Source organism: Stenotrophomonas sp. GD03819, from assembly GCF_029841665.1.
Taxonomy (GTDB): Bacteria; Pseudomonadota; Gammaproteobacteria; order Xanthomonadales; family Xanthomonadaceae; genus Stenotrophomonas; species Stenotrophomonas geniculata.
In genome coordinates, this window is record NZ_JAOCEW010000039.1 from 20,631 (window position 1) to 41,917 (window position 21,287).

Sequence of the window (21,287 nt, forward strand, 5' to 3'; positions counted from 1 at the left end):
TCGCACCCACCGAGGGAGCGGTTGGCACACACCAGGTCCATCGGGTTCGCACCCACAGGGAAGCCGGCCAGCGGCCGGCTCTACCGAGCGATCAGGCGTACAGCGTGGGGTCGGCCACGCCGGCCTCGGTGAAGCCCTGCGCGCGCAGGCGGCAGGCGTCGCAGTGGCCGCAGGCGGCGCCGTTGGCGTCGGCGTTGTAGCAGGACACGGTCAGGCCGAAGTCCACGCCCAGGCGCACGCCTTCGCTGACGATCTGGCCCTTGCTGAGGAACTGCAGCGGCGCGTGCACCTTGATGCCCGCACCTTCCACGCCCGACTTGGTGGCCAGGTTGGCCAGTGCCTGGAATGCAGCCACGAACTCGGGGCGGCAGTCCGGGTAGCCGGAGTAGTCCACGGCGTTGACGCCGCAGAAGATGTCATTGGCACCGAGCACTTCGGCCCAGCCCAGCGCCAGCGACAGCATGATGGTGTTGCGCGCCGGCACGTAGGTGACCGGGATGCCGGCGCCACCGGCCTCGGGTACGTCGATGTCGTCGGTCAGTGCCGAGCCGCCGATGCTGCGCAGGTCCACGTCCACGGTCTTGTGCGCGACCACGCCCTGGGCCTTGGCCACGCGGGCGGCGGCATCCAGTTCGGAGGTGTGGCGCTGGCCATAGCGCACGCTCAGGGCATGCACGGCGAAGCCCTGTTCCTGGGCCATGGCGATGACGGCGGCTGAATCCATGCCGCCGGAGAGAAGCACGACTGCCTTCTTCATGGGAAAAACATCCGGTTGGGAGGGGAAAGCCAGCACGCTGTCCCGCGCCGGAGCTACATCAGGGAACGCTGCGCAGGCTCATCGGCCCGGCTCGTCGTTCCACAGGATTTTATGCAACTGCATCTGGAAGCGCACCGGCAACCGGTCTTCAACGATCCAGTCGGCCAGCTGCCGCGCGGTGATCTCGCCCTTGCTGGGCGAGAAGAACACCGTGCAGCGCTTGACCAGATCGTGCTCGGCCAGCAGGGACTTGGCCCAGTCGTAATCCTCGCGGCTGCAGATGACGAACTTGATCTGGTCGCGGGCGGTCAGCAGCGGCAGGTTTTCCCACCGGTTGCGCGCCACTTCGGCCGAGCCCGGGGTCTTGATGTCGACCACGCGCGATACGCGCGGGTCCACTGCGCTGACGTCCAGCGCGCCGGAGGTTTCCAGGGAAACGTCCATGCCGGCATCGCAGAGCTTCTGCAGCAGCACCAGGCAGCGCTTCTGCGCCAGCGGCTCGCCGCCCGTCACGCAGACGTGGCGCACGCCCTGGGCCAGCACCTCGGCCACGATGTCGTCGATGTCCCACCAGGTGCCGCCATGGAAGGCATAGGCCGTATCGCAGTACTGGCAGCGCAGCGGGCAGCCGGTCAGGCGCACGAACACGGTCGGCCAGCCGGCGGTATCGGCTTCGCCCTGCAGCGAGGTGAAGATCTCGGTGATCTTCAGGCGTGGCAGGGGCGACTGCACGATCTCACTGGGCATGGCGGCGGCGCTGGACGGGGTAACGGCGGTCATGGCGGGGAGTTCTTGGTGGGACACGTGGCGGGTGGGCTACCGTGGCCGGTAACGAAAGCAGCCGAGCATGGCTCGGCTCTACAACAGCAACCGGACGGGTTTGCCGGTCCGGAAACGAAAGCAGCCGAGCATGGGCTCGGCTCTACAGGGCACCCATTGTACGCCCGGTCAGCGGATCAGCGGATCTGCTTGCCGAGGCGGATGGACTGCAGACGGTCCTGCGCGGTGCGCGCGGCGTCCGAGCCAGGGTACTGCGCCACGACGGTCTCCAGCGTCTGCTGGGCCTGGTCGACCTTGCCCTCGCCGTATTGCGAGAGGCCGACCTTGAGCAGGCCGCCAGCGGCCTTGTCGTGGGTCGGATAGCGCGAGAGCAGTTCGCGGAACTGGGTCTCGGCCATCGGGAAATTGCGGGTGGCGTAGTAGCTCTCGCCCAGCCAGTACAGCGCGTTCGGCGCGTAGACGCCGTTCGGATACAACTGCAGGAAGCTCAGGAACAGCTGCGCCGAGTCATCGTACTTGCCGGCCTTCAGCGAATCGAAGGCGACGTTGTAGGAGGTGCGCTCGTCGCCGGTGGCGGCAAGGCTGCCGGCATCACCATGGACGGAAGGCGGCCGCTCGGAAGTGGCCGCCGCTGCGGGTTTTGCCGGAGCCGGTGCGGCCTTCGGCGCGCTCGCCGGAACGGGCGGCAGGGCCGGGGCGGCATTGCCCCCTTCCAACCGGTTCAGGCGGCTGTCCAGATCCAGGTACTGGTCCTGGGCGGACTGCTTGAGCTGGGCGTTGTCGTGCTGCAACTGCTCGATCGAGGCCTGCAGGCTGGTGACCTGCTGCCGCAGCTGATTGATCTGGTTCAACAGGTCCTGGTTGGCACTGTTGTTGTACATCTGCTGCTCGATCGCGCCAACGCGGTCGGCCAGGCTCTGTCGCTGTGCATGCGCCGGTGCGGCAGCCACGAGGGCTGCCGCAACGACCAGCATCAGTTTGATGCCAATGCGCATGGATTACTGCGCGGTGTAGACGATTTCGACGCGACGGTTCTGCGACCAGCAGGACTCGTTCGACTCGGTGCAGACCGGACGCTCTTCACCGTAGGACACGACGGTCAGCTGCGAAGCCGAGCCACCGTTGGCCTGCAGGGCCGAGTTGACGCCGTTGCCACGACGCTCACCCAGGGCCTGGTTGTACGCGCGCGAACCGCGCTCGTCGGTGTGGCCCTGCAGGGTGATGCGCGAGGACGGACGGTCACGCAGGTACTTGGCGTGGCAAGCCATGATGGCCTGGAATTCCGGCTTCACGTCTTCCTTGTCCAGGTCGAAGTAGACAACGCGCTGGCGCAGGCAAGCGTCGGTGTCCAGGTCGCCCGGGCCGTACAGGCCGGAGGTCGACGGACCGGTCGGGGTGGTGGTCGAGGTGCCGGTGTCAACCGGGGCTGCCGGCTCTTCCTTCACCTTCTTCGAGCAACCGGCCAGGACGGCCACAGACAGCAGGGAAACAAGCAGAACGCGGGTGGACTTGTTCATGGCGATACCTTTGTGGCTCCTAGGCCGATGAGGGGTTCAAGACAGCGAAAATATTAACACTCTTTTAGCGCTGGGTACGGTATGGGGACCATGCCGGCTCGCGCACATCACCATCGGCCAGGACCAGGCGCTGGCGAACCCGCGCATCGGCCGAAACGGCATACAACACACCACGGCCACCTTCGCGGGCGGCGTACAGCACCATGCTTGCGTTGGGCGCAAAGCTGGGCGATTCATCCAGCGAACCCGGGGACAGCGTGCTCCAGCGGGGCGAACCCAGCGAGCTGTCCATCATCGCGATCTTGTAGCTGTTGCCCGAGCCCTGGGCGACGGCGATCTTCTTGCCATCGTAGGACACCGAGGGCTTGGCGTTGTAGTTGCCCTGGAAGGTCACGCGCTCGGCGCTGCCGCCGCCCGCACCGACCTTGTAGACCTGCGGACGGCCGCCGCGGTCGGAGGTGAAGTACACCGCGCTGCCGTCCGGCGCCCAGGTCGGCTCGGTATCGATGGCGAAGTGGTTGGTCAGCTGGGTCAGCTGCTTGCTGCCCAGGTCCATCACGTAGATTTCCGGGTTGCCCGAACGCGACAGGGTCAGGGCCAGCTTGCGGCCGTCCGGCGAGAACGCCGGAGCGCTGTTGATGCCACGGAAGCTGGTGACCAGCTCGCGCGCACCGGTGCCGATGTTCTGGATGTAGATGGCCGAATTGCCACGCTCGAAGCTGACGTAGGCCAGCTTGCTGCCATCCGGGCTCCACGACGGCGACAGCAGCGGCTCGGCCGAGCGCACGATGGTCTGCGGGTTGAAGCCGTCGGAATCGGCCACCATCAGCGCGTAGCGCATGGCATCACCCTTGCCGCTGGCGGTCACGTAGGCGATGCGGGTCCAGAAGGCGCCGCGCACACCGGTGATCTTCTCGTAGATGGCGTCGGCCATCTGGTGGGCGACGTCGCGCATGGCATTGCCACGGGCGGTCATCGCCAGGCCCAGCAGGCGCTCGCCCTTGGGCACGTCGAACAGTTCGTACTCGACGCGGTAGGCACCGGCACCGGCGTCGAGCACGCGGCCGACCACGATGTAGTTCTGCTTCAGCGCGCGCCAGGTGGCGAACTGGATGTCGCCGCCGCGCACCGGCTTCTCGACGATCTGCGCTTCCGGCAGCGTGCGGAACTGGCCCGAACGCTCCAGGTCGGCACGGACCACGCCAGCGACGTCGGTCTGCGGTGCAGCCGCCGAACCCTGGTAGGGCATCGGCACGATGGTGATCGGCAGCGCGGAGGCATTGCCGCCGATGATGTCGATATCCAGCCCCTTCTGCTGCGCGACGGCAGCAAAGGGCAGCAACAGGGCCGCAAACACGGCAAGCCAGCGAGGCATCTTTTTCATGGAGCGCTCAATAGGGGGAAACCGGAACGAGGGATAGCAAAGCGGGAGTGAACCGCTTCGCAATCATGAACCAAGGGTACGTGAATTCCGGGTCAGTTCCAGCCCGTCCTCTCACGCACCGTTAACGTCGTGGCTAACATCGCACTCGCCTGCCCCGGTAACGCCGCCCTGTGGGGCGGTGTTCGACAGCAGCCCACACTCTGCCCGGCCGAAACCAGACCTGCCAGAGGCGAGCGCGACATCCGTGGGCGCAGGTGGCCCGGAAGCCACCCTGCCCTGCCCGCCTCAGCGATCCTGGGCGGTAAAGGTGAAGTTGAGCGTGCGCGCGAATACCGACTCGAAGCCGCGGTACGGCAGCGGCTGCGCATTGAGCACGGCGGCCTCGATCGAACGCTTGCCGGCCTCGTCGTACGGGCAGTTCGGGCTGACCTTCGCCTGCATCACCGTGCCACCCGGAATCTGGGTGATGGTGATCTGGCAGCGCTGGCCCAGCGGCACCGTATCCGGGCGCACCCACTGCGACAGCACCTTGGCCTGGATCGCGGCGGCGTACTTGGCCGAAAGATCGTCGCTGTTGCCACCCCCGCCGGCGGCCGGCTGGGACGCACCGCTGGCACCGGCGGCGGCACTGCCGGCCGCGTTGCGCGCGGCGGCCACCTGGCGCAGCTTCTGCTCGGCCAGCTTGGCTTCCTTCTCGGCCTGCTCGCGGCGGGCACGGATCTCGGCGATCTTCTTCTGCTTCTCGGCCTCGGCCTTGTCAGCGGCCACGCGTTCCTGCTCGGCCAGCTTCTTCTTCGCGTCTTCTTCCTGCTGCTTGGCCAGGCGCAGCTTCTGCTCCGCTTCTTCCTGGCGCTTGCGTTCGGTCAGGTCGATCTGCTCCTGGCGGCGCTTGGCTTCCTGCTCCTGCTTGGCCTTCTCCTGCGAGATGGCCAGCGCGCTCACTGCTTCCTGGTCCTTGGTGTCCGGCTGTGCGACGCGCTCCTGCGCCTGTTGCTGCTGGGGCGTGGGAGCGTCCTGCGGGCGCGGTTCGGGAATCGGCTGCGGCGGCGGAATGGTGTCTTCCGGTACGGGGATCGGTTCGGCCACCGGCGGCGGCAGGTCCTCCAGCTTCTCCGACTGGCGCAGGGCCTGGCGTGCGGCGGAGGCCTCGGACGCGGACAGCGCCAGGCTGGCCTCGACCGAGGGATCGCCTGCGGCGGCGTCGGTGTTGCGCTCGGGCGACCAGAACCAGGCCACGATGAAGACCAGCGCGACCAGCAGGTGCACCAGCAACGCCAGCGCCAGGGGCAGGCCCCAGCCGGGTTCGCGCTGCTGTGGAGGTGGCAGGGCGTCAGCGTGCATCGGTGGCCAGGCCTACCTTGTCTACCTTGGCGCGCTTGATCACATCCATCGCAGCGATGACCTTTTCATAGGCCACGGCACGGTCGGCGGCGACGATCACGCGCACGCCCTTGTCCTGGGCGGCGATGCCGGCCAGGCGGCCTTCCAGTTCCTCGGCCGACACAGCGGTCGGTTCCTTGGCGTCGGGCAGCTTCAGGCTGAGCTGGCCGTCCTGGCGCACCGAGACGATCACCGGGTCCTGCTTGCTCTCCAGCGCCTTGGCGTTGGATTGCGGCAGGTCGACGTCGAAGCTCAGCGTGAGCAGCGGCGCGGTGACCATGAAGATGATCAGCAGCACCAGCATGACGTCGATGTAGGGAACGACGTTGATTTCCGATTTCAGCTTGCGGCGCTTGCGGCGACCGATGGCAGCGGACATGGCTTGGACTCCCGGGTCAGGCGCTTACTCGTCGCCAGCGCTCTGGCGCTGCAGGATGGAGCTGAACTCTTCGGCAAAGGTCTCGAACCGCACCGACATGCGCTCTACGCGGGTGGTGAAGCGGTTGTAGGCCCACACTGCCGGAATCGCCACGAACAGGCCGATCGCGGTGGCGAACAGGGCTTCGGAGATGCCTGGCGCGACGGCGGCGATGCCGGCCTGCGCACCGCTGCTGATCATGTCGTGCATGGTCACCATGATGCCGAACACGGTGCCGACCAGGCCCACGTACGGCGCGGTCGAGCCGATGTTGGCCAGCAGCTCCAGGTTGCGCTCGAGCTGGTCCACTTCGCGGGTGTAGGTGGTGCGCATGGCACGCTGCGCGCCTTCCAGCTGCGCGCGGCCATCCAGGCGACGCTTGTCGCGCAGGCGGGTGTACTCGCGGAAACCGGCTTCGAAGATGGCTTCCAGGCCGCCGACATTGCGGCTGCGATCGGTGGCCGAGCTGTACAGCTTGCCCAGGTCCGCACCGGACCAGAAGCGGTTCTCGAACTCGTCGGCTTCGCGGGTGGCCTGCTTGAACACGCGGGCCTTGCGGAAAATGATCACCCAGCTGACGAACGAGCCGACCAGCAGCAGCAGCACGATGATCTTCACCGGCAGGCTGGCCTTGGCCATCAGTTCGAGGTAGTTGATGCCGCCGCCGGTGGTGGCCTGGGCAAGGGTCTGTGTCGCGGCGTTGCTGACGTCGGCCGGCAGTGCCTCGGTGACCGTGGCCTGCAGGGCCAGGAGCGTTGCGATCATCCGTTGTTCCTCAGTGTTCGGATTCGGGGTGGAGGTGGGGTTGCAGCACGGCAAGGACGGCCTCGTCCATGCCACGCGGGCGGAAACTGGCCGCTTCCAGTGCGGCGATGCGGACCTGCGCCGACAGCAGCAGTTCGCCGTCGCGCAGGATCTGCTGGTCGAAGACCATGCTGGCCTTCTTCAGCTGGACCAGGCGGGCACTCACCTGCAGGGTGTCATCCAGCCGTGCCGGCCTGATGAAATCCATCTGCATCGAGCGCACCGCGAAGACCATCCCATGCTCGGCGCGCATGCGCTCCTGGCCGTAGCCCAGCGCACGCATCCATTCGGTCCGGGCCCGTTCCATGAAGGCCACGTAGCGGGCGTGGTAAACCACGCCACCTGCGTCGGTATCTTCCCAGTAAATGCGTGTCGGCCAACTGAATCGGGGCTCAACCGACATCGGGAACCTCCGCGAACAGGTCCTGCGGCGGGTTCTTCGGCTTCAGGCCCATGTGCCGGTAGGCCTTGTGGGTGGCCATGCGGCCGCGCGCGGTACGCACCAGGAAGCCCTGCTGGATGAGGTACGGTTCTACCACGTCTTCCAGCGTGCCGCGCTCTTCGGACAGCGCTGCCGCCAGCGATTCGATGCCGACCGGGCCGCCATCGAAGTAGTCGACCATGGTCTTCAGCAGGCGCCGGTCAAGCTCGTCGAAGCCCTCCGGGTCGACCTTGAGCATCTTCATCGCAGCCTGGGCCACGGCCTCGTCGATGTGGCCGCCGGCCTTCACCTGCGCGTAGTCGCGCACGCGGCGCAGCAGGCGGTTGGCGATACGCGGGGTACCACGCGCGCGGCGCGCGATCTCCCCTGCCCCATCCGCGGTGCAGTCGATGGCCAGGATGGCCGCCGAACGGCGGACGATGCGGGTCAGCTCCTCGACGCTGTAGAACTCCAGGCGCTGGACGATGCCGAAGCGGTCGCGCAGCGGCGCGGTCAGCAGGCCGGCACGGGTGGTGGCACCGATCAGGGTGAACGGCGGCAGGTCGATCTTGATCGAGCGGGCGGCGGGGCCTTCGCCGATCATGATGTCGATCTGGAAATCTTCCATCGCCGGGTACAGCACTTCCTCGACCACCGGCGACAGGCGATGGATCTCGTCGATGAAAAGCACATCGTGCGGCTGCAGGTTGGTCAGCAGCGCGGCGAGGTCGCCGGCCTTCTCGATCACCGGGCCGGAGGTCACGCGCAGGGCCACGCCCAGTTCGTTGGCGATGACGTGGCTGAGGGTGGTCTTGCCCAGGCCCGGCGGCCCGAAGATCAGTACGTGGTCGAGCGCGTCGCCACGCCCCTTGGCCGCCTGGATGTAGATCTCCATCTGCTCGCGCACCGGCACCTGGCCGAGGTAGTCGGCAAGGCGCTTGGGGCGGATGCTGGCGTCGGCGGCGTCATCCTCGCGGGTGGCGCCGGCGCCGATGATGCGGTCGTCGGTCATGTGCTGATTATGCGGCAAAAGTACGGGTTTCGGCCGGGCTGCGCCCGGCACCCGCAGAGGCAACGTCAACATCCAGAGCAACAGCCGAAGCGGTCTTCCTGGGGATTGGCGGGGTGGGTCCGGTTGCGGGGGACGCCGTAAACCCATCCATGGGGGCTTGGTCGCCGCTTGCTCGTGTGCGCAATCCTGCGCGCACGGCAAGACCGGGGTTGGACGTCCTGCCCAACCCGCCCGAGGCATGCCTCGGGCCCATGCGACTCACACCCCCTCAACCGGACCCACCCCCGCCTTCGACAGATCGCCGCAGTCTGTCTGGATGGCGTGGCCTGCTCTGCCTGCTCCTGGCGGGTGTCGACCTTGGTCGACACGGTAGGTTGGATGGATCGACGGTGGAGATTAAATCTCCACCTGCGCGCCGAGTTCCACCAGCCGGTTACCCGGAATCCGGAAGAAGCCGGTCGCAGGAGCAGCATTCCTGTGCATCAACGCGAACAGCTTGTCGCGCCAGATCGGCATGCCGCGATTGGCGGTGGCCACGATGGTCTCGCGGCTGGCGAAGAAGGTGGTGTCCATCGGGTCGAAGTAGATCCCGCCGTGGTCGCACGAGCGCATCAGCGCCAGCGGCACGTCCGGGGTCTCCATGAAGCCGAAGCGCACGTAGACGCGATAGAACTCGTCGCCTACCGATTCGATCTTCAGCCGCTGCCCTTCCATCGCATACGGAATCGGCAGGGTTTCCACGTGCAGGAACACGTTGCGCTCGTGCAGCACCTTGTTGTGCTTGAGGTTGTGCATCAGCGCATGCGGAGCCACGGTCGGGTCGGCGGTGAGGAATACCGCAGTGCCCGGCACGCGTACCGGCGGTGCCAGCATCAGGCCCGGCAGGAAGGTATCCAGGCGGATGCCGTCCTTGCGGATCTCATCGCGCAGCAGCTCGCGGCCACGGCGCCAGGTGCGCATCATGGTGAACAGGAAGATGCCCAGCACCACCGGGAACCAAGCGCCCTGCAGCAGCTTGGCACCGTTGGCGATGACGAAGCCGAGGTCGATGATGAAGAACACCACGCACAGCGGCAGGATCCACTTGCGTGCCTTCGGCCACAGCGAGCGGGCGACCAGGGCCAGCAGCAGAGTGTCGATCAGCATGGTGGCCGACACCGAGATGCCGTAGGCCACCGCCAGGTTGGACGAGCTGCGGAAGGCCAGCACCAGGCCGATCACCATTACCGCGATGCCCCAGTTGATGCCCGGGATGTAGATCTGGCCGATGGTGTCGTGCGAGGTGTGCTTGATGCGCATGCGCGGGATGTAGCCCAGCTGCATGGCCTGGCGCGAGACCGAGAACGCACCGGTGATGACCGACTGCGAGGCGATCACCGCGGCCATGGTGGCCAGGATGATCATCGGATACAGCGCCCACGGCGGCACCGCCTCGAAGAAGGGGTTCTTCAGCGCCTCTGGATGGTTGAGCACCAGTGCGCCCTGCCCCAGGTAGTTCAGCACCAGGCACGGCAGGACGAAGAAATACCAGGCGTGGCGGATCGGCTTGGCACCGAAGTGGCCCATGTCGGCGTACAGCGCCTCGCCACCAGTCACTGCCAGCACCACCGCGCCGAGGATGAAGATGCCGTGCCAGCTGTGCTCCATGAAGAAGCGGATCGCCCACCAGGGGTTGAAGGCCTTCAGCACTTCCGGCGCGTCGACGATGTTGTAGATACCGATCGCGGCCAGCGAAATGAACCAGACCGACGTGATGGGGCCGAAGGCCTTGCCAATCTTCTCGGTACCGAAGCGCTGCGCCGCAAACACCATCAGCAGCACCACCACCGTGATCGGCACGATGAAGGCATGCAGGCCGGGCGCGGCCACCTCCAGGCCTTCGACGGCGCCCAGCACCGAAATCGCCGGCGTGATCACGCCGTCGCCGAAGAACAGCGAGGCACCGAAAATGCCGAGGATGCCCACCACATAAGCCGAGCGCGAACCGTTGCGCAGCGTGCGCTGGGTCAGCGCCATCAGCGCCATGATGCCGCCCTCGCCGTCGTTGTCGGCGCGCATGATGATGGTCACGTACTTCAGCGTGACCACGATGTTCAGTGCCCAGAAGGCCAGCGACAGCACGCCCAGCACGGTGTCGTGGTCGCTGTTGAGCCCGTAGTGCGGCGAGAACGCCTCCTTCAGGGTGTACAGCGGGCTGGTACCGATATCGCCGAAGACCACGCCGATCGCACCGATGATCAGCGCCATGCCTCCGGCTGGAGGAGCGTGACCGTGGCCGCCTGGGGCGGCGGCGTGCGGGGTTTGACTGCTGGACATGGGACTCCTGGCGAAGCTCAGGCGGTGGGTTGGGGGAAAGAAAGGCAGGTCAGCGCAGCGCCGACTGCAGCGCCTTGCGGATCACGGTGGCCACTTCATCGCCTTCGTTGAAAGCGTCGCGGGCCATGCGGGCGGCTTCGGCCGGCTTGTAGCCCAGCTGCTGCAGCGCCACGGTGGCATCGGACAGCGGGTCGGCCGGGGCCGGGCCACTGCCGGTGGGCAGTGCGCCGCCGGCGCCGAACTGGGCGGCGCGGTCACGCAGCTCCAGCACCATGCGCTCGGCGGTCTTCTTGCCGATGCCCGGAATGCGGGTCAGCGCGGTGATGTCACCGGCCTGGACCATGCGCGCGAACTCCTCGACGGTGACGCCGGACAGCACGGCCAGCGCGATCTTCGCGCCGATACCACTGACCTTCTGCACGTCGCGGAACAGGCGCCGCTCGCCCTCGCGCAGGAAGCCGTACAGCGAGACGCTGTCTTCCTTCTGCGCGTAATGGGTGTACAGGGTGACCTCGCGGCCGAGCTCGGGCAGGTCATAGAAGGTGCTCATCGGCGCCTCCAGCTCGTAGCCCACTCCGTTCACGTCCACCACCAGCCACGGCGGCGCCTTGTAGGCGACGATGCCGCGCAGTCGACCGATCATTGCGTGCAGCTCCTCATTTGCGGCCCCACGCCTGGCGGGCACTGAGCCCCAGGCGGTTTGCCGTTGCCCTTACGTGGGCATGGGTGATCGCCACCGCCAACGCGTCGGCCGCGTCGGCCTGCAGCTTGGTTTTCAGGTTGAGCATGAGCCCGACCATGTGTTGAACCTGTTGCTTTTCGGCGCCACCACGACCGACCACCGCCAGCTTGATCTCGCTGGCGGCATATTCATGCACCGGCAGGTCGCGCAGCACCACGGCGGAGATCGCCGCGCCACGGGCCTGGCCCAGCTTCAGTGCTGAATCGGGGTTGCGGGCCATGAACACGCGTTCGATGGCCACTTCCTGCGGCTGGTACTCGCGGCACAGGTCGGCCAGGCCCAGCACCAGCAGCTTCATGCGCTGCGGGAAATCGTCGGCGCCCAGCAGCACCAGCGGCTGGTGATGCACGTGGCTGACCTTTCCGGTGGCGTCGACATCAATGATGCCGACCCCGGTCCGCTGCGAACCGGGGTCGATGCCGAGGATGCGGGTCATGCGGCACTCCTGGCGGGGCGGAACGGGAGGCGCTGGCAGGCGTATGGGCTCATGACTGTCCGCGGTGACCGTTCAACGGCCCGCGCCCAGGCCGTCGAAGACGGCTCAGGCGTAGGCGTCGGCGCCGAGTTCGGCGTTGGAGTACACGTCCTGCACGTCGTCCAGGTCTTCCAGCATGTCCAGCAGCTTCTTGACCTGCAGGGCGACGTCGCCTTCCACCTTGATGTCATTGTCCGCGCGGAAGGTGATTTCGGCGTGGTCGGCGACATGGCCGGCGGCGACCATCGCATCCTTCACCGCGTTGAACGCGTCAGGGCTGGTGACCACGTCGATCGAGCCGTCGTCCGGGTAGACCACGATGTCATCGGCGCCGGCCTCGATGGCCGCCTCGGTGATGGCTTCCTCGTCGACGCCCGGGGCGAAGCTGAGCACGCCCAGGCGCTTGAACATGAAGGCCACCGAGCCTTCGGTGCCCATGTTGCCGCCGCACTTGCTGAACGCATGGCGGACATCGGCCACGGTGCGCACGCGGTTGTCGGTCAGGCAGTCGACGATCACGGCCACGCCGCCCGGGGCATAGCCCTCGTAGCGGATTTCCTCGTAATCGACGCCTTCCAGTTCACCGGTGGCCTTCTTGATGGCGCGCTCGATCACGTCCTTGGACATGTTCACGGCCAGGCCCTTGTCCATCGCCACGCGCAGGCGCGGGTTGTTGTTGGGGTCGCCTCCACCGCCGCGCGCGGCAACGCCGATCTCACGGATGATCTTGGTGAAAATCTTGCCGCGCTTCGCGTCGGACGCGTTCTTGCGGGCTTCGATGGAGGGGCCTCTACCCATGGGTGCTACCGTCTGGCTGCTTCAGGATCAAGGCGCGGATTCTACCTGATCGGGCGCTGCAACCGTGTCTAGGCCCGTATTGTTGTAGAGCCGAGCCCATGCTCGGCTCAATGGGCCCGACGGAATGCAGCCGAGCATGGGCTCGGCTCCACAGGGCGGCCCTGCCTCCCCTGCCCCTATGCTGCCGCCGCGTCGCGGCTGTGGTCGAACTGGCCGTGGCGCAGGAAATGGGCGGTCTGCCGTGCGGCGTCGGGCGACACCACCAGGCCACTGTGGCTGGTGCGGACCACGCAATGGTCGGCCAGACCCGGCAGGCGCGTCTCAGCCAGGGCCACGGTGCCGTCCGAGGCATCGTCGATGGCCCCCAGCAAGCTGCCCAGCCCATGCGGCACCGAACCGGCGATCAGGCCAACCTCGGCCCTGCCCTGCCAGTCCGGCAGGCCATCCAGCAGCAGGTCGCTGCTGCGCCCCAACGCGAGGCCCCAGCCGTGCTCGGACAACGAACGCGCAGTGCCACTGCCGCGCAGCGGCGAGCCCAGGCAGACCACGCGCTGCACATCCAGCTGCGGCTGGCGGCGCAAGGCCTCCAGCGCCAGCAATCCCCCCAGGCTGTGTCCGACCAGCGACAACGGGCCGGCATCGGTCAGCCGCTCCAGCAGCTGCGGCACGGCCACGTCGGGACCACCGAATACCGAGGAATAGCCGAACGCGTGCACCTGGAAACCACGTGCGCGCAGGCGCCAGGCCAGCGGCCCGACCCAGGCACGGGCGTTCCAGATGCCATGCAGCAGCAATACGGGGGGAGTCATGCAAACAGCCTGGCGGTCAGCGGGGCGGGAACGTACGGTGATTGAACACGCGCGCGCAGCAAGCGGCGGTGAACGTCAGGCTGCGCGCGGTGTGCGGCGCAGGATGAATTCAAGATCGTGGGTGTCGCCGACCGGGAACAGATATTCGCCCGCCTTCTCGAATCCATAGCGGGCGTAGAAGCGCTGTGCGCCGAAGTTCTCCGACCACACGCCCAGCCACAGCGTGCGCGGGCCTTCGTGCTCCAGCCAGGCCAGCGCGGTTTCCAGCAGGCGGCTGCCCCAGCCACAGTTCTGCTGGGCCTTGATCAGGTACAGGCGCTTGAGTTCGCCGTCACCGGGTTTCACCTCGGGATGCGGCAGGCCGCAGGGGCCGGCGGCGGCATGACCGACCGCCTTCCCGTCCAGCTCCAGCAGCCACACCGCGTAATCCGGGTGGGCCAGGATCACGCGCTGGCGCTCGACCGTGTAGGCCTCCTCAAGGAAGGCCTGCAGGTCCTGCGGCGGATACAGATGGCCGAAGGTTTCGGTGAACGTGCGGGCAGCCAGCGCCGACAGGGTCGGCGCGTCGTCCACAGTGGCGCGGCGGATCGAATACATGCAGGAAGTTGACGTCAGGGCGAAGGGCGGGTCAAGCCTTTTCAGGCGACTCCGCTTCTTCTTCCTCGTCCTCTTCCTCGTCCTCTTCCTCGTATTCCTCTTCGTCCTCGTCCTCTTCTTCCTCGCCTTCCTCGTCCTCGTCCTCGTCGTACTCTTCCTCTTCGTCGTCCTCGTAATCCTCGACGCCGAAGTCTTCACCGTCCCAACGGCCTTCGCCGTCGGCGACGAAGGTCAGGGCCATCGCCGCCGGGTTGGTACCCACACGAACCAACCAACCGCCGAACACGCGTGCACGCTCGGTGACCAGATTGGCCTCAGCGCCTTCATTGCCCAGCTTTTCCCACTCCAGCGAAAACGCGAACTCGGTCATTGCCTGGATCTCCTGATCAGTTGGTCTTGGGGCGAACCTGGATGTGCACTTCGGCCAGCTGCGCGTCGACGATCGGCGACGGCGCGTCGGTCATCAGATCCTGTGCACCGGTGGTCTTCGGGAACGGGATGACGTCGCGGATCGACTCGGTGCCGGCCATCAGCGCGGCGATGCGGTCGATGCCGAAGGCGATGCCACCGTGCGGCGGCGCGCCGTAGTTCAGCGCGTCGAGCAGGAAGCCGAACTTGGCGCGGGCTTCTTCGGCACCGATGCCGAGCAGCTCGAACACCGCGCTCTGCATGTCCGGACGGTGGATACGGATCGAACCACCGCCGATCTCATTGCCGTTGAGCACCATGTCGTAGCCGCGCGAGACGGCGGTACGGGCGTTGGCGCGCAGGTCGGCGATATCGTCCACGGCCGGTGCGGTGAAGGGGTGATGCAGCGCGACGTAGCGCTGTTCTTCCTCGTCCCACTCGAACATCGGGAAGTCGGTGACCCACAGCGGTGCCCAGCCGTCGGCGACCAGGCCGAAGTCCTTGCCGGCCTTCAGGCGCAGCGCGCCCATGAAGTCGGAGACCTTGTTGTAGCCACCGGCACCGAAGAACACGATGTCGCCGTTGCCTGCGCCGACGTGCGCGACCAGCGCAGCGAAGGATTCCTCGCTGAAGAACTTCTGGATCGGCGAGCTGACTTCGCCGTTGTCGGCGATCTTGATGTAGGCCAGACCCTTGGCACCGTACTTGGCGGCATGCGCGGCGTACTCGTCGATCTGCTTGCGGCTGAGCGCCGCACCGCCCGGGATGCGCAGCGCGGCAACGCGGCCTTCGGCATCGTTGGCCGGGCCGGTGAACACGGCAAATTCGCTGTCCTTGACCAGCTCGGCCACGTCCACCAGTTCCAGCGCGATGCGCAGGTCCGGCTTGTCCGAACCGTAGCGACGCATCGCCTCGGCCCAGGTCATGCGCGGGAAGCTGGCGTCCAGCTGCACGTCCACCACTTCCTTGAAGATGGCGCGGATCATGTCTTCGACGAAGTCCTGCACGTCGCGCTCGCGGACGAAGGCGAATTCCATGTCCAGCTGGGTGAATTCCAGCTGGCGGTCGGCACGCAGGGCTTCGTCGCGGAAGCAGCGCGCGATCTGGTAGTAACGGTCGAAGCCGGCCACCATCAGGATCTGCTTGAACAGCTGCGGGCTCTGCGGCAGGGCGTAGAACTCGCCCGGGTGCATGCGCGCCGGCACCAGGAAGTCGCGGGCGCCTTCCGGGGTGGCCTTGGTCAGGATCGGGGTCTCGATGTCCTGGAAGCCCTTCTCGTCCAGGTGGCGGCGCAGGGCCTGCACCAGCTTGATGCGGGTGCGCTGCATGCGCTGCATTTCCGGGCGGCGCAGGTCCAGGTAGCGGTACTTCAGGCGGGTTTCTTCGCCCGGGTTCTCGTGGGCGTGGAACGGCAGCGGCGCGGCCTTGTTCAGCACGGTGATGGCAGTGGCGATCACTTCCACCTTGCCGGTGCGCATCTTGTCGTTCACCGCGTGGCGGGCACGCACCACGCCTTCCACCTGCAGCACGTCCTCATAGCCCAGCGACGCGGCCACGGCAAACACGTCGGCGTTGTCGACTTCCACGGTCACCTGCACGATGCCTTCATGATCTCGAAGATCGATGAAGCAGACGCCGCCCTGGTTACGGGCCACGTCGGTCCAGCCGGCGAGGGTGACAGTCTGGCCAATCAGGGTCTCATCGACCAGGCCGCAGAAGTGGGTACGCATGGGGGAAGCTCCGCTGGAGAACGCCGGCACCGGATGGGGGCCGGAAAGCCTCGTATTCTGCGGCCGAGGCCCCGGCCGGGGCAAATCCGGCCAGTCACACCGGCTTGATCGCCCCCCTCCCTATAGTCGGGCACCTGCCACCGTATGGGATGCCGCCATGAAACCGCTGTCCCTGGCCAGCCTGGCCGCAACCCTCAGCCTGGGTGCCCTGGGTACCCTTGCCCTGCCCGCCCCTTCCGCGCATGCGCAGAGCGGCGTGGTCCGCTGCGAAAGCCAGAACAACCGCGAACGGGTCTGCAACACCGGCTGGCGCAATGCGCAGCTGGTGCGCCAGCTGTCCGGCTCGGACTGTGATGAAGGACGAACCTGGGGCAGCCGTAACGGCAGCATCTGGGTCACCAACGGCTGCCGAGCGGAGTTCGTCGAGGCCCGCGGTGGCTGGGGCGGCGGCAATGGCGGTGGCTGGGGCGGCAACAACGGCCGGCCCGGCGAGACCATCCGCTGCGAGAGCCAGAACAACCGTGAGCGCAGCTGCCCGGTCGGCTGGCGCAATGCCCGCCTGGTCCGCCAGCTGTCTGGCAGCCCCTGCAACGAAGGGCGTACCTGGGGCGTGCGCAATGGCGCAGTCTGGGTCAGTGGCGGTTGCCGTGCCGAATTCGCCGAAGCCCGTGGCTGGGGCGGTGGCGGCGGTGGCTGGGGCGGCGGAAACAGCAATTACACGGTGACCTGCAGCAGCAACAACAACCGCTCGCAGACCTGCGACTGGGATGAGCGCCAGGGCCGTCCGGTGCTGCAGCAGCAGCTGTCCGGCAGTGCCTGCCAGGAAGGCCGCAGCTGGGGCTACTCGCGTGGCCAGGTGTGGGTGAGCAACGGCTGCCGGGCACGTTTCGGCACGCGGTGAGGGGTAGCGCCGGGCCATGCCCGGCGAGCGCAGTGGCGCGGTCAACTGCAGAAAACCCGCCGGGCACGGCCCGGCGCTACCGGGCTGGCTGCGCGGCCTCATCACCCCAAGGCGGCGGCGGCAGGTCGACCGGCTTGCTCAGATCGAACTGCACGCGGAAGCGGCGGCCGTCCGGGCGCGTCAGCTCGTAGACGAACGTCTGGTCGGGGTCGATTTCCATCGCCCAGGTGTTGTGCGTGGAGGCCAGCATGTCGGCGCGGCGGAACATCGCCACCGAATCGGCATCGGCCGGGAACTGCTGGCGCTCGGCAGTGCCCGGCGGCGTGCTGTCGCCACCGTACAGGGTGATCGCGTCGGGGCTGCCGTCTTCGTGGCGATGGTCGTGCTTCAGGCGCAGCCCGTTCGGCGTGCGGATCAGCACCCACGTACGCGAGTGGTCATCCCCCACGTGGAACGGGATGCGCAGCTCATGCGCCGGATCGGCGCAGCCGCGCACATGCATCACCAGGCGCTGCCCGGCGAACGGGTCCTTCCCTGTCGGCGCCGGCGTGTCCTCCACCACCTTGCCGGCGTAAGCCTGGCCGCAATGCGCGGCGATGGCGGCCATGAAGGCATCGGCCGGTGCGGTCGCCAGATCATGGGCGACCGTGTCGGAGCGCTGCGTACAGGCAGCAAGGCTGAGCAGGAGGACGGAAGCGGTGACGGCGGCAGGCAGTTTCATACCCCAACCCTAACGGCCATGGCCGAAGTGCGCAAACCGCACGCGCAGCATCCGCTCAGCGATCGAGGGCAGATGCCGCCGGCAGTGTTTCTGTGGCTGCCACCGGCGCGGCTTCGCCTTCACCCGCAGGTTCCTGCTCGACCGGATCGACATCGAACGGGGTACGGAACACCAGCGACGGCAGCAGCGTGGTCAACGCCGCATACAGCAACAGCGCGCCGAACAGCACCGCCGGAATCTGGAAGCGCTCGCGCATGATCGCCGCCAGCACCAGGGTGAAGATGAGGGTCGGAGCCAACGCCAGCGAGACCCGCAGGCTGCTGCGGAAGCTCTCGCCGAACATGACCCGGCGCTGCAGCCAGACCACGCCGATGCGCAGCGGCAGCACCACCAGGGTGATCACGATGCCCAGCCCCAGGGCCTCGAAGCTGAGCGCTTCGGCGGGCACCTTGGTGCCGGCGTTGAAGAAGTAGAACGGCACGAAGAACGAGGCGAACAGGCGCAGCGCATGCAGGTTCTCGTGCGAGGCCAGCAACGGCATGCGCTGGTGCAGCAGGCGCGCGACCAGCCCGGCGATGAACGCGCCGACCAGGTAGTACACGCCCAGCAGGTAGGTGATATAGGCCGCGACCATGCCCACCATCACCAGCAGCGAGAATTCCGAGCCCGGCGCGTGCGGCGCCACCCAACGGCCCAGGCCGATGAACAGCAGCGGCAGGCCGACCATCATCGCCAGCAGGGCCAGGCTGGACAGCGCCATATGCCCCGGATCGCCCGCCTGCAGCACGATGAACAACGCCGCCAGCGCCAGCAGTTCGCCGGCGATGGCCTTGCTGGTCACCCAGAACCGCTCGTCCTCGCTCAGGCCCAGCCGCGACAGCGAATCCATGATGAAACCGGTGGAGGGCGTCAGCAGCGCCAGGGCCAGCAGGCCGGCAGCCTGCCAGGGCAATCCCGCGTAGCGCCAGGCCAGCCAGCCTACGCCGAACAGCGTGCCGGTACGGATCACCAGATGCGCCAGCAGCGGCCACATGCCACGGCGCAGCGCCTGCAGGTCCACTTCCAGGCCGGCGAACAGGAACAGCGAGGAAATCCCCAGCGTGGCCAGCAGGCCGATCACCGCATCGTGGGCCTGGTCGCCCAGCCAGAGCATGCCGATGATGCCGAACAGCAGGCAGGTCAGTGGTGCGGGCAGGCTGAAGCGCTGCAGCGCGCGCGGGATCACCAGCAGCGCGAAGATCAGCAGCAGGTAGATCAACTCATGGCTCATCGGGGTCTTCCGTGGGGTTCGAACGCGCGCAGGATGCGCGCGCCGAACCGATCCGGCAAGCCACGTTTGAATGACCCCGGTTACCTCATCCAATCAGTCGATCGGCGATCCGGCCCACCTGGGCCAGCACCAGGGCGCGCTGCTCATTGCTGATCGCGCCGGCCTGCAGATAGGCGGTCAGCACCCACGGTGCGCCGCCCGCGCGCGGCCACAACACGGCGATGTCGTTGCGCGCGTCCTCGCCATTGCTGCCGGTCTTGTCGCCAACGCGCCAGCGCTTGCCGAGGCCCGCGCGCAGGCAGGCGTCGCCGGTCTCGTTGTCGATCAGCCAGTCGGCCAGCTGCTGCCGCGATGCCGGCTGCAGCGCTTTCCCCAGCACCACACGCTGCAGCGAACCAGCCATCGCCGCCGGTGTGGTGGTGTCGCGCGGGTCGCCTTCGGCGAAGCTGTTCATTTCCGGCTCCAGCCGGTCGCTGCGGCTGACCGCATCACCGCTGGCGCGCAGGAACGCGGTCACCGCCGGCGGGCCACCGACCACGCCGAACAACAGGTTGGCGGCGGTGTTGTCGCTGGTGATGATCGTGGCCCGGCACAGGTCGCGCACGGTCATATCCTTGCCGGCATGACGGCGGGTGACCGGTGCGTGCGAGAGCAGGTCGGCCTCGCGCACCGGTACGCGCCGGTCGAGCAGCGCGGGTGCGCGCTCGGCCTGGCTGAGCACGGTCGCGGCCAGCATGCTCTTGAAGGTGCTGCACATCGGGAAGCGCTCGTCCTGGCGATGGCCGACGCGGCGACTGCTTGCGGTATCGAGCAGGGTCACGCCCAAGCGTCCTGCGCAGGCCTTTTCCAGCGCGGCGAAATCACCGGCGGCGTTGATGGCGGCATCTGTGGGTGCGTTGGCGGCGGCCTTGCCCGCTGCACGTGCCAGCAACGGCAGGGCAAGCGAAGAAGCAACAGCGGCACCACTGAACTGCAGGAATCGGCGACGGGCGAGCATGCGGGGGTTCTCCTGGGGACCGTTCGATTATTGGAACCCACGGCCAGGACGACCAGCGCGAAAATTCAGCACAAGCCATTAGATTTATTGATGTCTATTGCATCAATTCCTGCGATTAGCGGCCTTCCCTGCCCAGGCGTTAGGATCAGCCATCATCCAGGCTCACGACTCGACGATGCTGCATCCCACCCTGCCACTGAACGCGCTGCGCGCCTTCGAGGCCGCCGCCCGCCACCAGAACTTCACCCGTGCCGCGCTGGAGCTGTGTGTCAGCCAGGCCGCGCTGAGCCACCAGATCCGTGGGCTGGAGGACCGGCTCGGCATCCGCCTGTTCCACCGACTGCCTCGCGGCGTGGCGCTCACCGACGAAGGCGCGGCGCTGTATCCGGTGCTCAACGAATCGTTCGAGCGCATCTCCGCCAGCATTGCGCGCTATACCGGCGGGCCGGCCCGTGAAGTGCTGACGCTGGGCGTGGTCGGCACCTTCGCCACCGGCTGGCTGCTGCCACGGCTGGCCGCATTCGAGGCCGCGCACCCGGACATCGAGCTGCGCCTGCAGACCCACAACAACCGCATCGACCTGGCCGGCGAAGGCCTGGACCTGGCCATCCGGTTTGGTGATGGCGATTGGCAGGGCCAGGCCTGCACGGCGATCCTCGACGCGCCGTTCGCGCCGCTGTGCGCGCCGGCACTGGCGCGGCGGCTGAAACAGCCGCGCGACCTGGGCACGCTGCCGCTGCTGCGCTCCTACCGCAGCGACGAATGGCCGCGCTGGTTGCAGGCGGCAGGAGTGAGTGGCGTGGAAGCCCGCGGGCCGGTGTTTGATTCGTCATTGACAGTGGCGATGGCCGCGGTCGGCGGCGCCGGCGTGGCGCTGCTGCCGCTGCGCATGTTCGAGCAGGAGCTGGCCGAAGGTCGCCTGCTGCAGCCGTTCAGCACCACGCTGGAGCTGGGGCGCTACTGGCTGACGCGATTGCGCTCGCGCGCCGAGCGTGAACCGGCGAAGCGATTCCGCGAATGGCTGCAGGCGCAGGGATGAAACGCAGGCGA

General features: G+C 67.3%; 23 protein-coding genes. 2 read left to right on the forward strand and 21 right to left on the reverse strand.

What is annotated here, in order from left to right:
* Nucleotides 1-91: 91 nt before the first annotated feature.
* The 18 genes from queC to aspS form a co-directional block, all read right to left on the reverse strand.
* Nucleotides 92-757 (reverse strand): 7-cyano-7-deazaguanine synthase QueC, encoded by a 666-nt coding sequence (gene queC / locus N5D45_RS19040; protein ID WP_107231785.1) that lies wholly within the window; start codon nt 755-757, stop codon nt 92-94.
* Nucleotides 758-835: 78 nt separating this feature from the next.
* Nucleotides 836-1,537 (reverse strand): 7-carboxy-7-deazaguanine synthase QueE, encoded by a 702-nt coding sequence (queE, locus tag N5D45_RS19045; RefSeq protein WP_164194250.1) that lies wholly within the window; start codon nt 1,535-1,537, stop codon nt 836-838.
* A 176-nt stretch (nt 1,538-1,713) separates the two neighbouring features.
* The gene (ybgF, locus tag N5D45_RS19050; RefSeq protein WP_010481611.1) at nt 1,714-2,532 is read right to left on the reverse strand and encodes a tol-pal system protein YbgF; all 819 of its coding nucleotides are present in this window, start codon (nt 2,530-2,532) and stop codon (nt 1,714-1,716) included.
* Between the two features lie 3 nt (nt 2,533-2,535).
* A complete protein-coding gene (gene pal / locus N5D45_RS19055) occupies nt 2,536-3,054 on the reverse strand; it encodes a peptidoglycan-associated lipoprotein Pal (protein ID WP_005410748.1) in 519 nt (172 codons plus the stop codon).
* Between the two features lie 64 nt (nt 3,055-3,118).
* Nucleotides 3,119-4,438: a Tol-Pal system beta propeller repeat protein TolB gene (tolB, locus tag N5D45_RS19060; protein WP_049411092.1), complete on the reverse strand. Its 1,320-nt coding sequence runs from the start codon at nt 4,436-4,438 to the stop codon at nt 3,119-3,121.
* Nucleotides 4,439-4,723: 285 nt separating this feature from the next.
* Nucleotides 4,724-5,779 carry a cell envelope integrity protein TolA gene (tolA, locus tag N5D45_RS19065; protein WP_279939468.1) on the reverse strand — a complete coding sequence of 352 codons (1,056 nt, stop codon included), beginning with the start codon at nt 5,777-5,779 and terminating at the stop codon, nt 4,724-4,726.
* On the reverse strand, nt 5,769-6,197 hold the full coding sequence (gene tolR / locus N5D45_RS19070; protein ID WP_005410751.1) for a protein TolR: 429 nt from the start codon (nt 6,195-6,197) through the stop codon (nt 5,769-5,771). Before tolR ends, tolA begins: the two co-directional genes overlap by 11 nt.
* 24 nt (nt 6,198-6,221) lie before the next feature.
* Complete coding sequence (gene tolQ, locus N5D45_RS19075; protein ID WP_006438802.1) at nt 6,222-7,001, reverse strand: protein TolQ; 780 nt, start codon at nt 6,999-7,001, stop codon at nt 6,222-6,224.
* Nucleotides 7,002-7,011: 10 nt separating this feature from the next.
* Entirely contained in the window at nt 7,012-7,443 is a 432-nt protein-coding gene (gene ybgC / locus N5D45_RS19080; protein ID WP_010481597.1) for a tol-pal system-associated acyl-CoA thioesterase, read from the reverse strand.
* The gene (ruvB, locus tag N5D45_RS19085; protein ID WP_010481595.1) at nt 7,433-8,473 is read right to left on the reverse strand and encodes a Holliday junction branch migration DNA helicase RuvB; all 1,041 of its coding nucleotides are present in this window, start codon (nt 8,471-8,473) and stop codon (nt 7,433-7,435) included. The genes ybgC and ruvB overlap by 11 nt, the downstream gene beginning before the upstream one ends.
* A gap of 396 nt (nt 8,474-8,869) precedes the next feature.
* A complete protein-coding gene (locus N5D45_RS19090; RefSeq protein WP_005418516.1) occupies nt 8,870-10,720 on the reverse strand; it encodes a potassium transporter Kup in 1,851 nt (616 codons plus the stop codon).
* Nucleotides 10,721-10,838: 118 nt separating this feature from the next.
* Nucleotides 10,839-11,432, reverse strand: a complete 594-nt coding sequence (gene ruvA / locus N5D45_RS19095; protein ID WP_010481591.1) for a Holliday junction branch migration protein RuvA — start codon at nt 11,430-11,432, stop codon at nt 10,839-10,841.
* A gap of 13 nt (nt 11,433-11,445) precedes the next feature.
* Nucleotides 11,446-11,967 (reverse strand): crossover junction endodeoxyribonuclease RuvC, encoded by a 522-nt coding sequence (gene ruvC, locus N5D45_RS19100; RefSeq protein WP_010481590.1) that lies wholly within the window; start codon nt 11,965-11,967, stop codon nt 11,446-11,448.
* A 105-nt stretch (nt 11,968-12,072) separates the two neighbouring features.
* On the reverse strand, nt 12,073-12,804 hold the full coding sequence (locus N5D45_RS19105) for a YebC/PmpR family DNA-binding transcriptional regulator (RefSeq protein ID WP_260363518.1): 732 nt from the start codon (nt 12,802-12,804) through the stop codon (nt 12,073-12,075).
* A gap of 176 nt (nt 12,805-12,980) precedes the next feature.
* Nucleotides 12,981-13,613, reverse strand: coding sequence for an alpha/beta fold hydrolase (locus tag N5D45_RS19110; protein ID WP_029379762.1), 633 nt, complete (start codon nt 13,611-13,613; stop codon nt 12,981-12,983).
* 75 nt (nt 13,614-13,688) lie between these two features.
* Nucleotides 13,689-14,210 carry a GNAT family N-acetyltransferase gene (locus tag N5D45_RS19115; RefSeq protein ID WP_010481585.1) on the reverse strand — a complete coding sequence of 174 codons (522 nt, stop codon included), beginning with the start codon at nt 14,208-14,210 and terminating at the stop codon, nt 13,689-13,691.
* 31 nt (nt 14,211-14,241) lie between these two features.
* Entirely contained in the window at nt 14,242-14,580 is a 339-nt protein-coding gene (locus N5D45_RS19120) for a DNA primase (RefSeq protein WP_279939470.1), read from the reverse strand.
* Between the two features lie 16 nt (nt 14,581-14,596).
* Nucleotides 14,597-16,348 (reverse strand): aspartate--tRNA ligase, encoded by a 1,752-nt coding sequence (gene aspS, locus N5D45_RS19125; protein ID WP_010481582.1) that lies wholly within the window; start codon nt 16,346-16,348, stop codon nt 14,597-14,599.
* A 157-nt stretch (nt 16,349-16,505) separates the two neighbouring features.
* Between aspS and N5D45_RS19130 the strand changes: the two genes are divergently transcribed.
* On the forward strand, nt 16,506-17,249 hold the full coding sequence (locus N5D45_RS19130) for a DUF3011 domain-containing protein (protein WP_164194018.1): 744 nt from the start codon (nt 16,506-16,508) through the stop codon (nt 17,247-17,249).
* 76 nt (nt 17,250-17,325) lie between these two features.
* Here N5D45_RS19130 and N5D45_RS19135 read toward each other — a convergent pair whose 3' ends face one another.
* From N5D45_RS19135 to blaL2, 3 genes are all read right to left on the reverse strand, one after another.
* Nucleotides 17,326-17,970 carry a hypothetical protein gene (locus N5D45_RS19135; RefSeq protein ID WP_019337537.1) on the reverse strand — a complete coding sequence of 215 codons (645 nt, stop codon included), beginning with the start codon at nt 17,968-17,970 and terminating at the stop codon, nt 17,326-17,328.
* A 55-nt stretch (nt 17,971-18,025) separates the two neighbouring features.
* Complete coding sequence (locus tag N5D45_RS19140; RefSeq protein ID WP_010481576.1) at nt 18,026-19,240, reverse strand: cation:proton antiporter; 1,215 nt, start codon at nt 19,238-19,240, stop codon at nt 18,026-18,028.
* Between the two features lie 85 nt (nt 19,241-19,325).
* A complete protein-coding gene (gene blaL2, locus N5D45_RS19145) occupies nt 19,326-20,237 on the reverse strand; it encodes a L2 family extended-spectrum class A beta-lactamase (protein ID WP_049454668.1) in 912 nt (303 codons plus the stop codon).
* A gap of 175 nt (nt 20,238-20,412) precedes the next feature.
* On the opposite strand from blaL2, the gene ampR reads away from it, so the two are divergent.
* The gene (gene ampR / locus N5D45_RS19150; RefSeq protein ID WP_010481573.1) at nt 20,413-21,276 is read left to right on the forward strand and encodes a LysR family transcriptional regulator AmpR; all 864 of its coding nucleotides are present in this window, start codon (nt 20,413-20,415) and stop codon (nt 21,274-21,276) included.
* Nucleotides 21,277-21,287: the final 11 nt, after the last annotated feature.